This is a genomic window from Corynebacterium gottingense (genome assembly GCF_007559235.1).
In the GTDB taxonomy this organism is placed as follows: domain Bacteria; phylum Actinomycetota; class Actinomycetes; order Mycobacteriales; family Mycobacteriaceae; genus Corynebacterium; species Corynebacterium gottingense.
In genome coordinates this window covers 1-16,228 of sequence record NZ_VMHH01000002.1, presented here as the reverse complement: position 1 = coordinate 16,228, position 16,228 = coordinate 1, and the positions used below count along the sequence as shown (strand labels likewise).

14 protein-coding genes, 1 tRNA gene and 1 pseudogene are annotated in these 16,228 nt (G+C 58.9%); 9 read left to right on the top strand and 7 right to left on the bottom strand.

Annotation, left to right across the window (positions count from 1 at the left end):
- Positions 1-1,785: pseudogene (locus FPH17_RS02760) on the bottom strand (oleate hydratase).
- Between the two features lie 698 nt (positions 1,786-2,483).
- On the opposite strand from FPH17_RS02760, the gene FPH17_RS02755 reads away from it, so the two are divergent.
- Positions 2,484-3,710: an AlbA family DNA-binding domain-containing protein gene (locus tag FPH17_RS02755; RefSeq protein WP_154878616.1), complete on the top strand. Its 1,227-nt coding sequence runs from the start codon at positions 2,484-2,486 to the stop codon at positions 3,708-3,710.
- A gap of 271 nt (positions 3,711-3,981) precedes the next feature.
- Here FPH17_RS02755 and FPH17_RS02750 read toward each other — a convergent pair whose 3' ends face one another.
- From FPH17_RS02750 to FPH17_RS02735, 4 genes are all read right to left on the bottom strand, one after another.
- On the bottom strand, positions 3,982-4,431 hold the full coding sequence (locus FPH17_RS02750) for a hypothetical protein (protein WP_154878615.1): 450 nt from the start codon (positions 4,429-4,431) through the stop codon (positions 3,982-3,984).
- On the bottom strand, positions 4,428-4,952 hold the full coding sequence (locus FPH17_RS02745) for an ImmA/IrrE family metallo-endopeptidase (RefSeq protein WP_167496761.1): 525 nt from the start codon (positions 4,950-4,952) through the stop codon (positions 4,428-4,430). The genes FPH17_RS02750 and FPH17_RS02745 overlap by 4 nt, the downstream gene beginning before the upstream one ends.
- Positions 4,953-5,512: 560 nt before the next feature.
- A complete protein-coding gene (locus tag FPH17_RS02740) occupies positions 5,513-5,959 on the bottom strand; it encodes a PIN domain-containing protein (protein WP_154878613.1) in 447 nt (148 codons plus the stop codon).
- Positions 5,956-7,182 (bottom strand): ImmA/IrrE family metallo-endopeptidase, encoded by a 1,227-nt coding sequence (locus FPH17_RS02735; protein WP_154878612.1) that lies wholly within the window; start codon positions 7,180-7,182, stop codon positions 5,956-5,958. Before FPH17_RS02735 ends, FPH17_RS02740 begins: the two co-directional genes overlap by 4 nt.
- A 209-nt stretch (positions 7,183-7,391) precedes the next feature.
- Between FPH17_RS02735 and FPH17_RS02730 the strand changes: the two genes are divergently transcribed.
- From FPH17_RS02730 to FPH17_RS02715, 4 genes are read left to right on the top strand one after another with little or no spacing between them, the layout of a single operon-like run.
- A complete protein-coding gene (locus tag FPH17_RS02730) occupies positions 7,392-8,489 on the top strand; it encodes a DNA methyltransferase (RefSeq protein ID WP_154878611.1) in 1,098 nt (365 codons plus the stop codon).
- 26 nt (positions 8,490-8,515) lie between these two features.
- On the top strand, positions 8,516-8,734 hold the full coding sequence (locus FPH17_RS02725) for a hypothetical protein (RefSeq protein WP_167496760.1): 219 nt from the start codon (positions 8,516-8,518) through the stop codon (positions 8,732-8,734).
- A gap of 16 nt (positions 8,735-8,750) precedes the next feature.
- Complete coding sequence (locus tag FPH17_RS02720; protein WP_154878609.1) at positions 8,751-10,100, top strand: IS256 family transposase; 1,350 nt, start codon at positions 8,751-8,753, stop codon at positions 10,098-10,100.
- Between the two features lie 55 nt (positions 10,101-10,155).
- Positions 10,156-11,178: a DUF418 domain-containing protein gene (locus tag FPH17_RS02715; protein WP_154878608.1), complete on the top strand. Its 1,023-nt coding sequence runs from the start codon at positions 10,156-10,158 to the stop codon at positions 11,176-11,178.
- 24 nt (positions 11,179-11,202) lie between these two features.
- Here FPH17_RS02715 and FPH17_RS02710 read toward each other — a convergent pair whose 3' ends face one another.
- Positions 11,203-11,574 carry a hypothetical protein gene (locus tag FPH17_RS02710; protein WP_154878607.1) on the bottom strand — a complete coding sequence of 124 codons (372 nt, stop codon included), beginning with the start codon at positions 11,572-11,574 and terminating at the stop codon, positions 11,203-11,205.
- 96 nt (positions 11,575-11,670) lie between these two features.
- Between FPH17_RS02710 and FPH17_RS02705 the strand changes: the two genes are divergently transcribed.
- The 3 genes from FPH17_RS02705 (at position 11,671) to FPH17_RS11995 (ending at position 12,706) form a co-directional block, all read left to right on the top strand.
- Positions 11,671-12,111: a hypothetical protein gene (locus FPH17_RS02705; protein WP_154878606.1), complete on the top strand. Its 441-nt coding sequence runs from the start codon at positions 11,671-11,673 to the stop codon at positions 12,109-12,111.
- Positions 12,112-12,384, top strand: coding sequence for a CPBP family intramembrane glutamic endopeptidase (locus FPH17_RS02700; RefSeq protein WP_167496759.1), 273 nt, complete (start codon positions 12,112-12,114; stop codon positions 12,382-12,384). It abuts the gene before it with no gap.
- 118 nt (positions 12,385-12,502) lie between these two features.
- Complete coding sequence (locus tag FPH17_RS11995; RefSeq protein WP_208722070.1) at positions 12,503-12,706, top strand: hypothetical protein; 204 nt, start codon at positions 12,503-12,505, stop codon at positions 12,704-12,706.
- 375 nt (positions 12,707-13,081) lie between these two features.
- Here the strand turns inward: FPH17_RS11995 and FPH17_RS02690 are convergent.
- Positions 13,082-13,155 (bottom strand) — tRNA-Leu (locus FPH17_RS02690).
- 75 nt (positions 13,156-13,230) lie between these two features.
- On the opposite strand from FPH17_RS02690, the gene polA reads away from it, so the two are divergent.
- On the top strand, positions 13,231-15,873 hold the full coding sequence (gene polA / locus FPH17_RS02685; RefSeq protein WP_154878603.1) for a DNA polymerase I: 2,643 nt from the start codon (positions 13,231-13,233) through the stop codon (positions 15,871-15,873).
- Positions 15,874-16,228: the final 355 nt, after the last annotated feature.

Sequence of the window (16,228 nt, the reverse complement as noted above, 5' to 3'; positions counted from 1 at the left end):
CTAATTGCGGGGCTTGAGCAGGCCCGACTCCTGGAGCAGCTCGCCGATCTCGTTGTCCTCGATCTTGCCCAGGAAGTGCTTTCGCATGAAGTGGCCCGCCTTGGTGTCGCGGCCGGAGCCAAGCGGCTCGCCGTCGCGGAGTTGGACGGTGGCGTCGAGAAGCGTGCGGACGTCGAAGGTCGAATTGAAGACCTCGGGCACACCGCGCTCGACGTTCATGAGCGTGTAAACGGCCTCCATCGGAGTGCGGACCGAGTACTCGGTGGTGAAAATGCAGTCCCGCTGCGCGGACTCGGCGAATTGGCCGATGAATGCGAAGTTTTTCGCACCTTCCGGGACGACGTCAGGGCGGTCGCCGGCCTGGCGCGGCATGAAGAATGCCGTAATGTACGGCATCATCACCGGGACGGCCTTCGCACCGGTGGCGGCGAGCTCGTCGATCTGGTCAACCGGGACGCCGAGGTGGTAGAGCCACTCGCGGGTGATTTCCTCACCCGTGGACTCCTCGATGGTTTTACCTGTGTAGTCGCCAGGCTTGTCCGAGTAGAGCGCGTAGACCCACACCACGATCTGGTCATCTGGCTGGTTCTTGAAGTGTGGCTGGCGGTTCACGGTCCACGACAGCAGCCAGCTCGAGTCGCGCGCGGTGACGATGCCGCCGGTGACCACCTTGCCGGAGAAGGGGTCGCGCTTGGCAATCTTCTCGATGTAGCGCGGGATGCGCTCGTCGAGCGTGGTCACGGTGCACGACTCCCACTTCGTCTCCGGGATGTGGCTGCCAAACACGTCCGGGCGGCCGAACGAGGGGGCCTTCGCCGCGATCTTGCGCCACAGGTCCCACGCCGGGGCAGGTCCCTCGTTGAGCTTGGCCGCGCGGTGGTGGTTGCCGTTGTCTGAGTTTTCCACCAGCGAGCCGATGGTGAGAAACGCGAGGTCGCTTTCCGTGAGCGCGACGCCGCCGTCCTCGCCGTCCTTCTCCCAGTGGATGTACGTGGCCTGCTTCTCGCCGTTGGCGATGCGGAAGTCGACGTCCGTGACCCGGGTGCCGTACTCGAACTGCACGCCGTGGTCCTGCAGGTACTTGATCAGCGGGAGGACGAGGGGACTCGTACTGGTTGTACTTGGTGAACTTCAGCGCGGAGAAGTCGGGCAGGCCGCCGATGTGGTGGATGAAGCGGTGGACGTAGAGCTTCATTTCCAGCGCGGAGTGCCACTCCTCGAACGCGAACATGGTGCGCCAGTACATCCAGAAGTTGGACTCCAGGAAGTCCTCGCTGAACCACTCGTTGATGCGCACGTTTTCCACCTCGTCGCGGGTGGCCAGGAAGAGCTTGATCAGTTCCTTCTGCGCCTTGCGGGTAAGTGTGAACTTGCCGTCGGTGTGCGCGTCCTGGCCCCGGTTGACGGTCGCGCGCTGGAGGGAGTAGTTCGGGTCGTCGAGGTTGAGCCAGTAAACTCGTCAAGGACGCTCGCGCCTTCGATTTCCAGCGAGGGGACGGAGCGGAAGAGGTCCCACAGCGTTTCGAAGTGGTTCTCCATCTCGCGGCCGCCGCGGATTACAAAGCCGTCCTCCGGTTCTTTGATGCCGTCGAGCGCGCCGCCGGCGATATTCGCCTGCTCGAGGATGTGGATGTTCTTGCCCGGCACCTGCGCGTCGCGGACGAGGAAGGCCGCGGCGGACAGTCCGGCGAGTCCGGAGCCGAGGATCCAGGCGGTCTTTTCGTCAGCGCCTTCGGGCTTGCGGGGGCGGGCAAAGGCTTCATAGTTGCCATTTGTGTAGCGCATGGTGGATCTCCTTGGAAAGCGGTTGTTGCTACAAGTGCTTACGCTAGACCTTTGTAAACGTGCAGCGCTAGGGATCAACGTGAACTCTCGCACAAACCGGGGTGGCCGCAACCGCCGTCACGTTCTGGACGTGGTGAAACGGAAAGGTAGCGAAAAATGGGGTGCGGACTGCGAGTTACTCGTGCGGGGCTGGGAGGCGGGAAGCGGCCCAAGAACGGTGGGCGGCAGGCGCACGAAGAACGCCCCGCGGCTGGCAGGTGGGCCGGCGGCGGGGCGTCGAGGGGGTTTCGGAAAACTCCCTGACTACCGACAACGAGACCCTGTTCCTGGCCTAGTTCCATAGCCTTCAGCGTTTAGTGCCAAATTGATCCTAGCGGACGCCTGAAAATAGCCGCCACGCAGCGGAAACCGTTTTGGGCACCGGCGCGGAAGATCGTCATTTGCGGATAGACGACCGATCCGGCTGCTGTCTTTCTCGGTGGGCCACGCGCTCAACCCCAGTGCAAGGCATGATTCGCACGGGTGGAAAGCTCCGTCCCAGTGTTGCTATGGGAGCGTTGAGACATCGCCGACATGATGGTCCGTCTCCGCCATGCCATTATCCCCTGCTTTGGCTGTGCGTCATCTGAATTACCCAGAGTAGGAGGAGCAACGTGACTTAGCCGACCTAACCAGATTGTCGGACATAGTCTATTGGCATGTTCACCTCGCTGCACCGCGCGCTCGGTCTTCCTGCCGGCCCTATCACCGACGACATGATCACCCAGGCTGTGGAAACTGACGTCCCGGAGTCAGAAGACCTGGATTTCAAACAGTCGCTGCCATCGAAAGAGTCGTTGGTGCAGTCGGATGTTAAGAAAGACTTGGCGGCTATGGCCAACTACGGCGGTGGCGTGATCATCTATGGAGTCACCGACTCGGACAGTCGTGCTGGAACACGGCTCGACACCGGTGCAGTAGATGACAACTACATCCAGGCATATCAGCGCGTCGCGTACAACCACGTCACGCCACCGCTGCACAACGTTGAAATCATCCCCCTCGTCTCGGACGACGGCACGCATGCCGTAGCGGTTGTTGTCCCGACGAGCCAGCAGGTTCCGCACATGCTGATTGGCAAGGACAAGAAATTCAACGTTCCGATCCGCCACGGGGCTGACACCGACTGGCTTTCGGAATCGGAAATCGCCCGCCTGTACCAGCAGCGCTTCAATGCCGCTAGGCAGCGTCGCGAGCTGCTTCTCGAGCACTACGAGCGCACAAAAGAGCTCGCGAGCCCATCGGGGTATTGGGCGGTCGGCGTTGCGAGACCCGCGACTAGAACCGTGACAGCGCCCATGGAAAGCCACGACGTGAGCCAGTTCGCAAACCGGTTGGTGAACCAGAGGGAAAACCTCTGGCACTACAGCAGGCCGGAAACACCTCTCGGGGCATACTACGCAAACGTGTATCCGCGCCGTGGGTTCCGTAGCTGGCGCTATCTGCTTCTCTCGAAAGTAGGCGGCCACCCGGAGTCGTACCTCGCTTTCCATGACGACGGGGCAGTATCGGCGTTGGTGAACCTTCCCGTCCAGGAAGAAGGAAGCTCGGTACACGCATTCTTCATCGAGGCATTCATTGCGGACCTCATGCTCGCCGCCCGCGGGATGAGCAAAAAGCATGGCAGTCCTGAATACGACCTCCAGGTTGGAATCGAGTGGGAGGGAAGCGAGCCACTTCGTATGTACCGGCCGCATGAGCTAGGAGCGTTCGACCCGCTTCCCGTCACGAAATTTGTTCCGGTGGAAGCGACGGTGGACATCTCGGACGACGGCACGTTTTTTGACAACGCTGAAGTGGTCGCGGAGGACTGCCTCAACCAATCGGGTATTCGTGGCTTGAAGATAATTCCTAAGGGGCGAGACACCGGTGCGCTCGGCGACTGAGCCGCCGACTATGTCAGTTCAGACTGTGCGCCACACGCTGGCAACGACGGCTGCTGGAACCTCCGCGTTGTCTGGCTTCGGTGCGGTGTTGATAGCACCGGTCAGCTAGTCTCGCGCGACAGAGGTAGTGACATGACGTTGGTGCGGGAGGGTTGGTCGAATGCGGGACAGCGGTACTTTCGTTCTTCGGTACTAGGCGGTTCTTCGGAAAGGTTAATTTGAGTGTATTAAATGCTCGCGTCTATGTGATGTAGGTTTGGATTTCCATTCGTCATTGATCGCTGTTCGGGAAGATGCCCCGAACAATGCCGTAGACTAGACCAATTACCTCGACCACAACCGAACCCATGTATGCCATGAGCACTTGGTCCGAGAGGTAAAAGCCATCTTTCGACGGATCGTGAGAGCCTGTGGCTGACCGGTAGATCAGATAGTGAGCCGCAATTAGCTGGGCGATAAGAATGCCAAGTAAAACCCACGCGTAGATGTTTCGATTGCGAGTGTCTGATTCGTACCTGCCATTTTCCAGTTCTTCCCTCGATGGGTCCTTCCTGCGGTGCCGGAAGCGAAAGATCTCTTTCCACCAAACCCTCTGAGGCTGGGTAGGAAAATCTAAAGCATCAATGCTGGATGCCCCCTCTTGCTCGACCTCGTGGTCGTCAATTTGAGGCTGAGCAGCAACGGCGGAGGAGCTATCGGTTGACGTTCCCGCTTCCGTCACGCAACAAGTCCCAGGTTGCTCAAACGGATCGACATTGCTTGCTTGGATACCTGGAATAGACGTGCCAATACCCCAACGTCCTGGGTAAACTGAAACTTTTTCTTCACGGCATCCGCAGGCATGAGTAAAGCTGCGGCAAACCTGTTTGCGTAAATCTCCTCGATGTCGGTTCCTTCACCTGCGAGACGAGCTCGGTCTTTCTTCTTCCGAGAAAGAGAACGCCGATGGGTGTCGTAAAAGTGGCCCATCTCATGGGCGACAGTGAAACGCTGACGCTCAACATTGTGGTTGTTGTTTACGACGATGAATGCCCCCTTTTCGTCCCAGTCCAGGTAACCGGAAAGATCAGAAGGAAGGTTATACCCAAATACTGGCACACCGTACACTCGGGCAACCTGCAATGGGTCAACAGGCAGTGCTACGTCATCCGCCGCATCTGAACAGGCGAGACGTAAAGCGGTCGCGGCGTCGCCGGCAGGCGTCAAAGGGCGACCAGGTTGAAGGGGTGGGATAGTGGTCACGAGATCACTCCTTCCGGGTGCAAACAACAGCTTTTCAAATAATCATATTCAACTTAGGTAGGCCGACACCCTTAACAACGATTTTTTGTCCGGGTAACTTTAACACTGCCTACAACGTCTGTGTCGCGCCTAAAATTCCCTCAAACATATCTGGAGGTACAGAAAATTTTATCCGAGTCAAGGAAATCTCTCTGAGGAGCGGAAAACTCTGTGATCACCACCAACGCGGCCCAGTTCCGGGCTTAGCTCCACGGCTTGCTCTGTTTAGCTCTAGGCACATTTTAGCCGGCACCCCGAAAGTAGTCCCCACGCAGCGGAAACCGAAACGGTCGCCGTCATGTAAACCCACTCTTCCTACCGCTGCGACTGATAAAAATCTCCGCCGTTCGCAAAAGAGTGTAAACTCGGTGCCATCCGTTTAGAGAGCCGTACAAAAGTTGGTCATTGGATCAGGAGCTGCCGTGCCGCGAGGCCTACAGTTGAGCATAAAAGCCACGTTGGGCATGACTCAGAGGTGCTGAGCACCTGCTAAGAGTGGGACGTTATGAGCTCGAAGTGACTCACATTTGTCTACGCAGGATCTCCTGAAATTGGTCACCGGACAAAACTTCTACTTCATGTTTTTCCGCAAGGTTGCGAACGGCTCTGTCGTCGGTAACGATCACCCATTCAATTTCCAGCATGCGATCTTTTTCTTGCGCGCGGGCATGAAGTGCCACTGCGGTTAGAACCGGATCGGCAGCACCCTTGTTTTTCCAGAGATTGACTACTCGCTTATCCTTGAGCTCAATTGTTGCCATCACTTCCATCAGTAGCTGGAGAAGCGGGGCTGTAGTTGGATACCTCAGTTTTCGCAGCTCCTCGATGTCTGGGAAACCGGAGGCTTCATCGAGTACGGCATCTGGGAGTGAGCATCTGGTCTTAAAGAACTGGGTTGACCGTTCGTTTACATCGATCTTGTTTAGCACATTCGTGTCAATGATGTATCGGGTTTGCAGGAACGTCACTGCACGGCTCCCCGGAGGTCAGACAATTTGTTCTTGTCCATCTTGTTGTGAGTTACAACCAGCCGAAATTCACTCTCCGATAGCTTTCCTGCATCCAGAGCATCGAACATGCGACGAACGAATTCGTGGTTCGCGTACTTCGCTATCGCATTCTCGGGCTTGTGCTGGCCCCAACCTGGAGATTTGGGGGCGCTTTGGAACTCTCGGCGCAGTTGATGGAGGAAGTCTGTAGCACGATCCCACGGCATGAGCTGTGCTCTCACACATCGGACAACCAACGCACTCGGGGTCACCTGAAAACCCTTGGCGGCGGCTCTCACTCCATCCAGAGTGTCCAGATTTTCCGGGTTCAAGTAGTCGCGTGGCATCAGAAAAGCGGCTGCGATGTCGTAGGGCAAGATTTCTTCTGACTCAATTTCGAAGCTCTCTGGATTACCGTCGTTCCATTCCACGACCGAGAATTGTTTTTGAGCTACGAGCACAGTGAGCAGAGCCAATGTGAAAATTTTCCGTCCAGGAACTTCCTGGTGATCGTCATGGCTTCCCCGAGTCAAGTAGATGTAGGGGTAGCATTTGTCCTTAATCGTCACACCGCTGCACACAATTTCGCGTGTGTACTGGGGCATGTACTGCTCCTCAACTCCTTGAGAAACCAACACGTTATTTGCCGCTAATTTGTTGATGAAGTAGTCGAGGGCTTCACTAGGGTCCTTGCACTGCTGAAATTCGGAGTAAGAAAACTCTAATTTGTCCGCTAGAAGTTGAGCCTGTTCATCCGTACTGAGACCACTGCGTCTTTGGAGCAGCCCTAGAACTTCGTTGTCAGGGGCTTTGTCTCCGTATTCGCGCAATTTCGCCTGCTTGCGCATCAGATCCATGACAATCAAGTCAACTTCGCTCACATCGACGGAGCCTCTTGTCCCAATGCTGATCGAGCCTCGGCGGGGAACGCCCTTTCTCAGCTCTTGGGCTTTATGGCGGACCTGCTCAATAACGAATTCTTCGGGTGCGAAGAAGAGGCACCAGGGAATCTCGGCCTTGTGCGCAAGCTCTTGCATTTGGGAAAGCGAGATTCGCCCCTTGTCAATCGCGTCTCTGTAGGGGGCGGAATACTTCTTGAAAGACTGCTCGAAAAGGCGAAGAAAAATAGATTTCGGGATGTCAACGCCATCTCCGCCCACGGTAACGGTAATGAACTCACGGGCGACTGCGACTTGATCCAAATGTGCCTCCTTAGCCCTCAGCATTCAGACCAGTTCAATCATAGTTCGTTGTGAAACCTACATGCCTCGCGCAGTAGCCGCCGCGACTTCACTCGTTTTCCTTCGAACATTTCGTCGGCTCTGCCAGGCTAAGAAGCAAGCCCGCCCCGGCACTCGGCTCGTTTTCCGAGACGGTTCGATACGCTTATTCCAGCAAAAGAGAGGACCCCATGTCACGCTTAACTGACTTGCTCCAACAGGCCCGCGGCCTCGACCCGAAGCTCGCTGCGGAGCTCGAACGCGAGATTCGCCATTCGCAGAACCAACGTTCCTTCGGCTTAGTCTTCGAACGCCATTTGCCGGACGCCGTCGAACTGCCAACGCGCCCAGTCCGACGCGGCGACACGGTACACATCTTGCCGCCGAGGGGTTCAAAGCAGGCAGGCGACATAACTCTCTGGACGGTCGCCAAGATTGACCGCAAGGCAGAAGGCGGGCCTTCCGCAACGGCGGTCGAAACGAAGCCCGCTGAGGGTGCCGTAGCGCAGTTGCGTGACGGGGTGCTAGTCGAAGACCTCGTCGTGGTCGCGCAACACGATGACGTGATCTACCCGGGTCTTGTGCAGACCGGCGAGGTGATTAACTCCGACGACCCGGAAGCACCGTTCCACACGGTCATTAACTCCGAGAATCTCCATGCTCTAAACCTGCTTACCTACACCCACCGCCACAAGGTGGATTGCATCTACATTGACCCGCCGTACAACACGAGGGATAAGGACTGGAAGTACAACAACGACTACGTTGACGGCGACGATCAGTACAAGCACTCCAAGTGGCTGTCGATGATGGAGAAGCGTCTGGAGATCGCCAAGGAGTTGCTCAACCCAGAGGACTCGGTGCTCATTGTCACCATTGACGAGAAGGAGTACCTGCGCCTGGGGATGCTGCTGGAACAGACGTTCCCGGAAGCGCGGATTCAGATGGTGAGTTCGCTCATTAACCCAACTGGAGCGATTAGGTCGAATCAGTTCACACGGACGGATGAGTATATCTATGTTGTCCAATTTGGGTCGTCGAAAATTGAGCCCCTGGTTCTCAAAGTCGATTCGTCGGAAAAAGTGCGGTGGAACAGCCTGCGCAGGTTCGAGATGACTTCAAAACGTGGAAGTCGGCCAGACCAATTTTATGCTATCTACGTATCGGAAAGCGATGGACGAATTGTGGGGACAAGTGCTCCATTAGCAGATGATGTACCACGAGAATCGGTCCTAGCTCCGGACGGCTGTGTTTCCGTTTCCCCGTCAAACCCGACGGCACCGAAATGATTTGGGGCCTAACTCCACCGAGTTTGATGAAACGCGTGGAGAAGGGCTTCGCAAAAGCAGTCGGTTCAAAATCCAAAGGATTCACGCCTTACTACCTGACGAGCGGAAAGTTGCAAGATATTGAACGCGGTGAAATCGAAATCATTGGGCGCAACGGAGATGGCTCTGTAGAGGTCCGTCGTTCAAAGGGGCTCAAAACCGTGATGGAGGGTGTCAGGAAGTTTGTGTGTGAGGCTTTGATCTGAAGGAGTTTCACCGATAATGACTACGGTGTCACCGAAGAAAGGCCATGACCCGGCGAGGGTCAACGAGATCAGCGAGAAGCTGATGGAAAATCCTGAGCTGGCCAGCCTGATTAGCGAGCTGTCGACCTCTGCTGATGATGCAAGCGACCTGGTCAAAGGTCTGTTGCAGGCGTCGATTAACGCTGGTCTGCAGGCGGAGATGGATGCACATTTGGGCTACGGCCATGCCGACCGTAAGGCGAAGGCCCGGGTGGAAACCGCACAGGAGAGCAATCACCGCAATGGGTCGTACACCAAGACCGTTAATTCTGGCTACGGCGCGGTGGAAGTGACCATGCCGAGGGATCGTGCCGGCACGTTTGCGCCAAAGATGGTGCCCAAAGGCTCCCGTCGGCTCACCGAGCTAGACGACATGATTATCTCGCTATACGCCGGTGGGATGACAGTGCGCGATATTCAGCATCACCTCGCGACCACCCTGGGGGTGGATATGAGCCCGGATACGATCAGCACCATTACCGATGCGGTGTTAGACGAGGTCATGATCTGGCAAAACCGCCAGCTCGACGAGTTCTACCCAGTGATCTTCCTCGACGCGCTACGCGTGAAAATCCGCGATGGCCACCGCGTGGTCAATAAGGCCTGCTATATGGCGATCGGTGTCGACATCGACGGCATCAAGCACATCCTGGGATTGTGGATCGCTGACAATGAAGGCGCCGCATTCTGGGCATCAGTGTGCGCAGATCTGGCCAACCGTGGCGTCCAGGACGTGTTCATCGTGTGCTGCGACGGGCTTAAAGGCCTGCCGGAAGCAGTAGAGGCAACCTGGCCGAATTCCATGGTGCAGACCTGCATCGTGCACCTGATTCGAGCTGCGAACCGGTGGGTGTCCTATCAGGACCGCAAAGGTGTCTCCCGTGCGCTACGTGAGGTCTACACGGCCGCCAACGAGGACACCGCCCGTGCCGCCTTGGACGCGTTCGAAGCCTCTGAGCTAGGTCGCCGCTACCCGCAATCGGTCAAAGTCTGGCGCGACGCCTGGGAGCGGTTCGTGCCGTTTCTGCAGTTCCCGCCTGCGGCACGCAGGGTGCTCTACACCACTAATTCGATCGAATCGCTCAACGCTGAATTGCGTAAAGCTACCCGTAACCGCGGGCAGTTCCCGAACGATACTGCGGCGCTGAAAACGCTGTGGCTGATGATCTGCAACATCGAGGACAAGCGCGCTGCCCAGCGAGCGAAGAAAGCAAAACGCGACATCGAATGCAACGGCTATATTGAAGGAGCGAAAGCTACCGGGTGGAAACAAGCCATCAACCAACTAGCCGTGGCATATCCCGACCGATTCGCGGACTACCTGTAAACCAAACCCCCGCACACAAAGAATCGGACACCCTCAAGAAAGGACCACGCAGCTTATGCCTCCGTTGACTATCACCACCGCCACGCCTGCACAGGAACGACTGCTCTCACTCGATGTCATCCGTGGCATCGCTTTGTGTGGCATCGCCTTTGTCAACATCACCCAATTGTGGATGATGTTTCCCGCATCAACGCAAGACTCCATCGCGTGGACATTGCGCAACCTCCTCGCGCATGAGCGCTTCTTCCCGGTATTCACCTTCCTCTTCGGCATCGGGTTCGCAATGATCGTGCGTTCTGCACGGCGTAGGCAGCGCCGCGAGTGGGTCGTGCTGCTGCGCCGACTCATCCCACTGCTCATCCTTGGATTCCTGCACGCGCTGGTGCACCCGGGCGAGGCACTGATGCACTACGCATTCTCTAGCTTGATCTTCCTGCTGCCGCTGACATTCCTCCCCGAGACGAGAAGGCGACCAATCGCGACAGTGCTCGGTGTCATACTCACACTCATCGGCGTCTACTTCGGCGGGACGCTGCTCATTCCGGGGCTGCTGCTGCTCGGGTTCGCAGCCGCCGAATGGGGCCTTCCGCAACGCTTGGATATCAACCCCCGGCCCGCCGCGCTCGCACTCCTGCTGTTGGTACCCCTGACCTTGGTCACCGGGTTCCTCCAATACCAGGATCGTGCTCGCGCAGGGTTCACCCCGCTTTCTTCTGTCGCGGGTTTCATTCTCGCTGCGACATGGGTAGCGCTCGTACTGGTAATGCTTCGAACCCCGCTGCGTGACGCACTCGCAGCCGTATTCGCGCCCCTTGGCCGCATGGCGCTGACGAACTACATCGGCGCGACCTTCATCATCCTCGCCGCTCGGCCGCTGCTGGGCATTCCTCCAGCGCAGGACAACGCGAGCGACGCCGACTTTGTCACGGCCTGGCTGGTCGTGATCGTGATGCTCATTGCGCAAGCGGTGATCAGCACCGTCTGGTTGCGGGCATTCGGGCAGGGCCCTTTAGAAAAGGCCTGGCGCTGGTTGACGTGGGACGCGTTCGGCTCGCGCAGCGGAGCACACGCCGCGTAGCGCCCGTGCTGCCACGCGGCGTGTTTAGTTGGATTCGGGTTCGGGGTCTGGTGTGAACATCTCCCAAGCGAAATCGGGTTCGCTTGGGCGCTCAGACTCCTGCGGATACGTTCCGTGCACAAGGTAGAGCTCACGGTAGTGTCTGCCGGTATCCATCTTTTGAGACACAGGAAGCAACGTCGCTGCCATGCGGCCGTTCGCATGCTGCTGCTCCCAGCTGATCGCCTCTACGACATCCTTGGCGCCAATGAGCTTGAAACCCTCACGGATGTGCACGTCTTCCCAGTCCGCATCGCTGGCCCAAAAGAACACGTAATAGGTCGGCTGGAGAAGATGGGTGTCCCCGGCGCTATGCGGTGTCATCCAATTGCCGTCGTTGATGGGAAATACCTTCACAGAGCTACAGTGTGACACAGGGCCTGTTGATGCGGCGCAGCCAAAGCGCGGTGTTCTTGGAGCTGTCTTTGAGTCCAGCCAAGTATCTGCAGTGGAATGACTGGCAATATCGGAAGCAGCCTAGGAGGTTCGACTAGGATCATTGACAGCACTGGGCAAAACATTCAACTGCGAGACGCACTCATCGGTCTCTTGTTGACGGCTGCGTTGGTCGCTGTCCCGCTCGGAGTGCTGCTTGCATTGCGTGAATTGGGTGTTGGAGACAACCGACTTCTGGCCCTATTTCCTGTCGCTGTTGGATTGAGCATTGCACTCGCGACAGCGGCGCTCGTTCTGTATATGAAGCGTCGAGGGATTGCGCTGGGATTTCATCCTCTGCGCGGCGACGGTAGGCATCTGATGTGGGAAGTGCCGTGCATCATGTTGCTCGCATCCATTGGCGCTGGCTTCTTCGGATCTTTACTCGGGTTGGACAATGAGACTTCAAATCCGCCACTCGAGGACGGCCTGGGCATACTCCTCGCGCTTGCGACCTAGGTGCTTCTCGGCCCCTTCTTCGAAGAGCTCGTCTTCAGGCGCCTGCTCATGAGCTATTTCGACACCGTAGAGCCCGCAGTCCTGAGTGTGCTGCTGAGCTCCTTGACTTTCGGTCTTGCTCACGTCTTCCCATCGGTGATCCTCTACGCGACACTGTTCGGCTTGGGCTGCGCACTGGTGACAAGACGCCACAAATCCCTGTGGGCTGGGCTGATTTTGCACCTTGTCAACAACTTGTTCCTGCTCCTGGTCGCGCTCATGGCTTTGCAGTGATCGTGTGACGACATTCTGCGTTTCTCTCGCGTTAATCGGCGTGTTCGCAGCTGCAGTAGCAGTACCTGGGCCCGATGTCGCGCAGATCGGAATGGATTGTGGTCATCCTCTCGCCCTCGTGGCCGTAGGCTTTGTGATGTCAGCCGGGTTTGCGCTGTCGGTGGATGACTTTTCTCGATTGCTGGCCCGGTATGGTCACTTCGTTGACATGGGTACCGGCTCGATCTTCATCGGGTTAGCCCTTTGGATGCTTGGGAAAGGCGCAGTCAACGCGGTCCTCGACCACCTCGATATGGACCTCACCCCGCAACTCGACAGGTAGGTCCGGCTAGAATCAGTGGCCGTTTGGAGGGCAGCAGCCCCCCAATGGGATGTGGATCCGGGGGCATGACGGTTTTAGGAATTGTGCAGTTCAACGGGGTTGTGTAGGGCGGAAGATGGGGTCATCTACAACCTTCGGTTACCCCCGCCTACCCCAGGATGGGGGTAATCGTACCTCCCGTGTCCTGTAGGTGATTTGAGTTGAGTCTAGTCGGAATCATCCGGTTAACGTCCACGGTCTTCCCGGTACGTTTTCACTGCTCTCCGTTATTGCGCCGCCACCCCCGCCGCGGCTCCGCTTGCCCTCATGGTGGTGAGTAAATGGTGAGTGGTGAGACCCTCTAGGATATCTCTTCGGCTGTGACCTTGCTATTCGTGCCCCAGGTGAGACTCGAACTCACACTGGACGGGTTTTGAATCCGTTGCCTCTGCCAATTGGGCTACTGGGGCTCGCGGAAAAGTGTAGCGGATGCGCGCGAGGATCTGGAAATTGCGTGGCGTGGGCGGTCGCTAGACTGGTGCACCGTGACTGATCAAAAACGCCTCCTGCTCATCGACGGCCACTCCATGGCCTTCCGCGCCTTCTACGCCCTGCCGGCGGAGAACTTCTCCACCACGGGCGGGCAGCACACGAACGCGGTGTACGGCTTCCTCTCCATGTTCGCCAACATCCTCGCCGACGAGGCACCGACGCACGTTGCGGTAGCTTTCGACGTCGGCCGCAAGACGTTCCGCACGGAGCGCTTCCCGGAGTACAAGGCGCAGCGCGAGTCGGCGCCGCCGGAGTTCAAGGGGCAGGTCCCGATCATCGAGGACGTGCTACACACGCTCGGCATCGTCACACTGTCCAAGGAGAACTTCGAGGCCGACGACATCGTCGCCACGCTGGTGACGCAGGCGCGCGGCGACTACGAAATCGTCATCGTCACCGGTGACCGGGACTATTTGCAGCTTGTCGACGCCCACACGACCGTGCTCTACCCAACCCGCGGCGTCTCCACGCTCACCCGGTTCACCCCGGAAGAGGTGGAGAACAAGTACGGCCTCACGCCTGAGCAGTACCCGGACTACGCGGCGCTGCGCGGAGACCCGTCGGACAACCTGCCGAGCGTGCCGAAGGTGGGCGAGAAGACCGCGACGAAGTGGATCGTGAAGTATGGCTCGCTCGCGGAGCTCATCGCCCACGCCGATGAGATCAAGGGCGTGGCGGGGAACAACTTCCGCGAACGCATCGAGCAGGTGCAGCTCAACCGCGAGCTCACCCAAATGGTCACGGACGTCGAGCTGCCGGTCGGCCCGGACGAGCTAGCGCTGAAGACCGCGGACGTGGGGGAGGTTGCCAAGGCTTTCGACGACCTGGAGTTCGGTGCCAACCTGCGCGAGCGCGTGCTCAATGCCGTGCCGACCGAGGGCGATGCGGCTGAGCAACAGGCGCCGGTGGAGCTCGCGGACGTCGAGATTGCGGACGAGCCGCTGGACTCCTGGCTCGAGGCCCGACGCGGGGACGGCCTCGCCGTGTACCTGGCTGGTTCCGCGGTGCCGGCGGGTGGTGATGTGACGGGGCTGGGGATCGTGGATAAGCAACGGCGCGGCATTCAGCGCGATACCGCAGACCTTTCCCCGGCCGAGGACGCGGCGCTCAAGGCCTGGCTGGAGTCGGAGGACCCGAAGTACCTCCACGACGCGAAGGGCGCGTACCACATGCTGCGCGGGCGCGAGATCGAGCTACGCGGCATCGCGCACGACACGGCGATCGCGGCCTACCTCCTGCGTCCCGGCCAGCGCACGTACGGCCTCGAGGACGTCTACCAGCGTCACCTGCAGCGCCAGCTCACCGTGGGTGGGGACCAGTTGAGCTTGCTCGAGGACACCTCGCTTATCGACGCCGCCGCGGCCGTTCTCGAACTCGCCGAGGAACTCACCGCGCAGCTGCGCGACATCGACGAATACGAACTCTACGCGGACCTGGAACTCCCGCTGGTGCCAATCCTCGCCGAGATGGAGCACACCGGCATCGCCGTGGACCGCGACGTGCTCGAGGCGCAGCGCAAGGACTTCGCCGACAAGGTCACCCAGGTGGAGGAGAAGGCGCGCGAGCTTGTCGACGAGCCCGAGCTCAACCTGTCCAGCCCGAAGCAGCTCTCCGTGGTGCTCTTTGACAAGCTCGAGCTGCCGAAGACGAAGAAGACGAAGACGGGGTACTCGACGGCGGCGTCGGAAATCGAGGCGCTGGCGGAGAAGCACCCGCACGAGTTCCTTGACTACCTGCTGCTGCACCGCGAGTACCAAAAGATGAAGTCCACCATCGAGGGCCTCATCAAGGCGGTCGGCGACGACGGCCGGATCCACACGACGTTCAAGCAGACGGTGGCGTCGACAGGCAGGCTCAGCTCCGCGGACCCGAACCTGCAAAACATCCCGGTGCGAACAGACGCGGGCCGCGAAATCCGCTCCGCTTTCAGGGTCGGCGAGGGCTACGAATGCCTGCTGACGGCCGACTACTCGCAGATTGAAATGCGCGTGATGGCGCACCTGTCGCGCGACGAGGGCCTTATCGAGGCGTACAAGGCGGGGGAGGACCTCCACAACTTCGTGGGCTCGCGCGTCTTCGATGTGCCGATCGACCAGGTCACGCCCGAGTTACGCCGCCGCGTGAAGGCGATGAGCTACGGCCTGGTGTACGGGCTTTCGGCCTACGGGCTGTCGAACCAGCTGGGCATCTCCGCGGGCGAAGCGAAGCAGATCATGGAGAGCTACTTCGAACGCTTCGGCGGTGTGAAGCGCTACCTGGAGGAGGTGGTCGAGCAGGCGCGGCGCGACGGCTACACCTCGACCCTGTTCGGCCGCCGCCGCTACCTGCCTGAGCTGAACAGCGATAACCGCGTCGCGCGCGAGAACGCGGAGCGCGCGGCGCTCAACGCGCCGATCCAGGGGACGGCTGCGGACATCATTAAGGTTGCGATGGTCCGCGTCGACAGGGCGCTCGCGGGCTACCAGTCGCGAGTGCTGCTCCAGGTGCACGACGAGTTGGTCGTCGAGGTTGCCGCGGGCGAGCTCGACGAGGTGCGCGGGATCGTCAAGCAGGAAATGGATGGGGCGATCTCGCTGCTGGTGCCGCTCGAGGTTTCCGCCGGCACGGGCACGAACTGGAACGAGGCGGCGCACTAAACGCACGGAAAAGCGCGGGGTGTGCCGTCTCCGTACAGTTCACCCCGCGCCTTTCGCGCTCAGCCGCGGGCAGAGCCGCCGCTGAGGGACGAGGAGGCGGGCACCAGGGCCGTTAATCTCGTGCCCGCCTCTCGCGCAGCATTCCGGGGAATGCTGCGTCCCCCCCCCTTCCCCCCCCTCTTCCCCTTCTACACCACCGAAGCTGCCGCCCAAGAGGAACACGTATAGTCCTGGGGTCCACGGCACCTGCAATAAAAACATCAACGACATATCCCTACTGCCTTCCCAACGACAATACAGTGCTCCCACTGTGACCAGCTGACACAACTACGCCTCACACCCAGCATCCTATAAT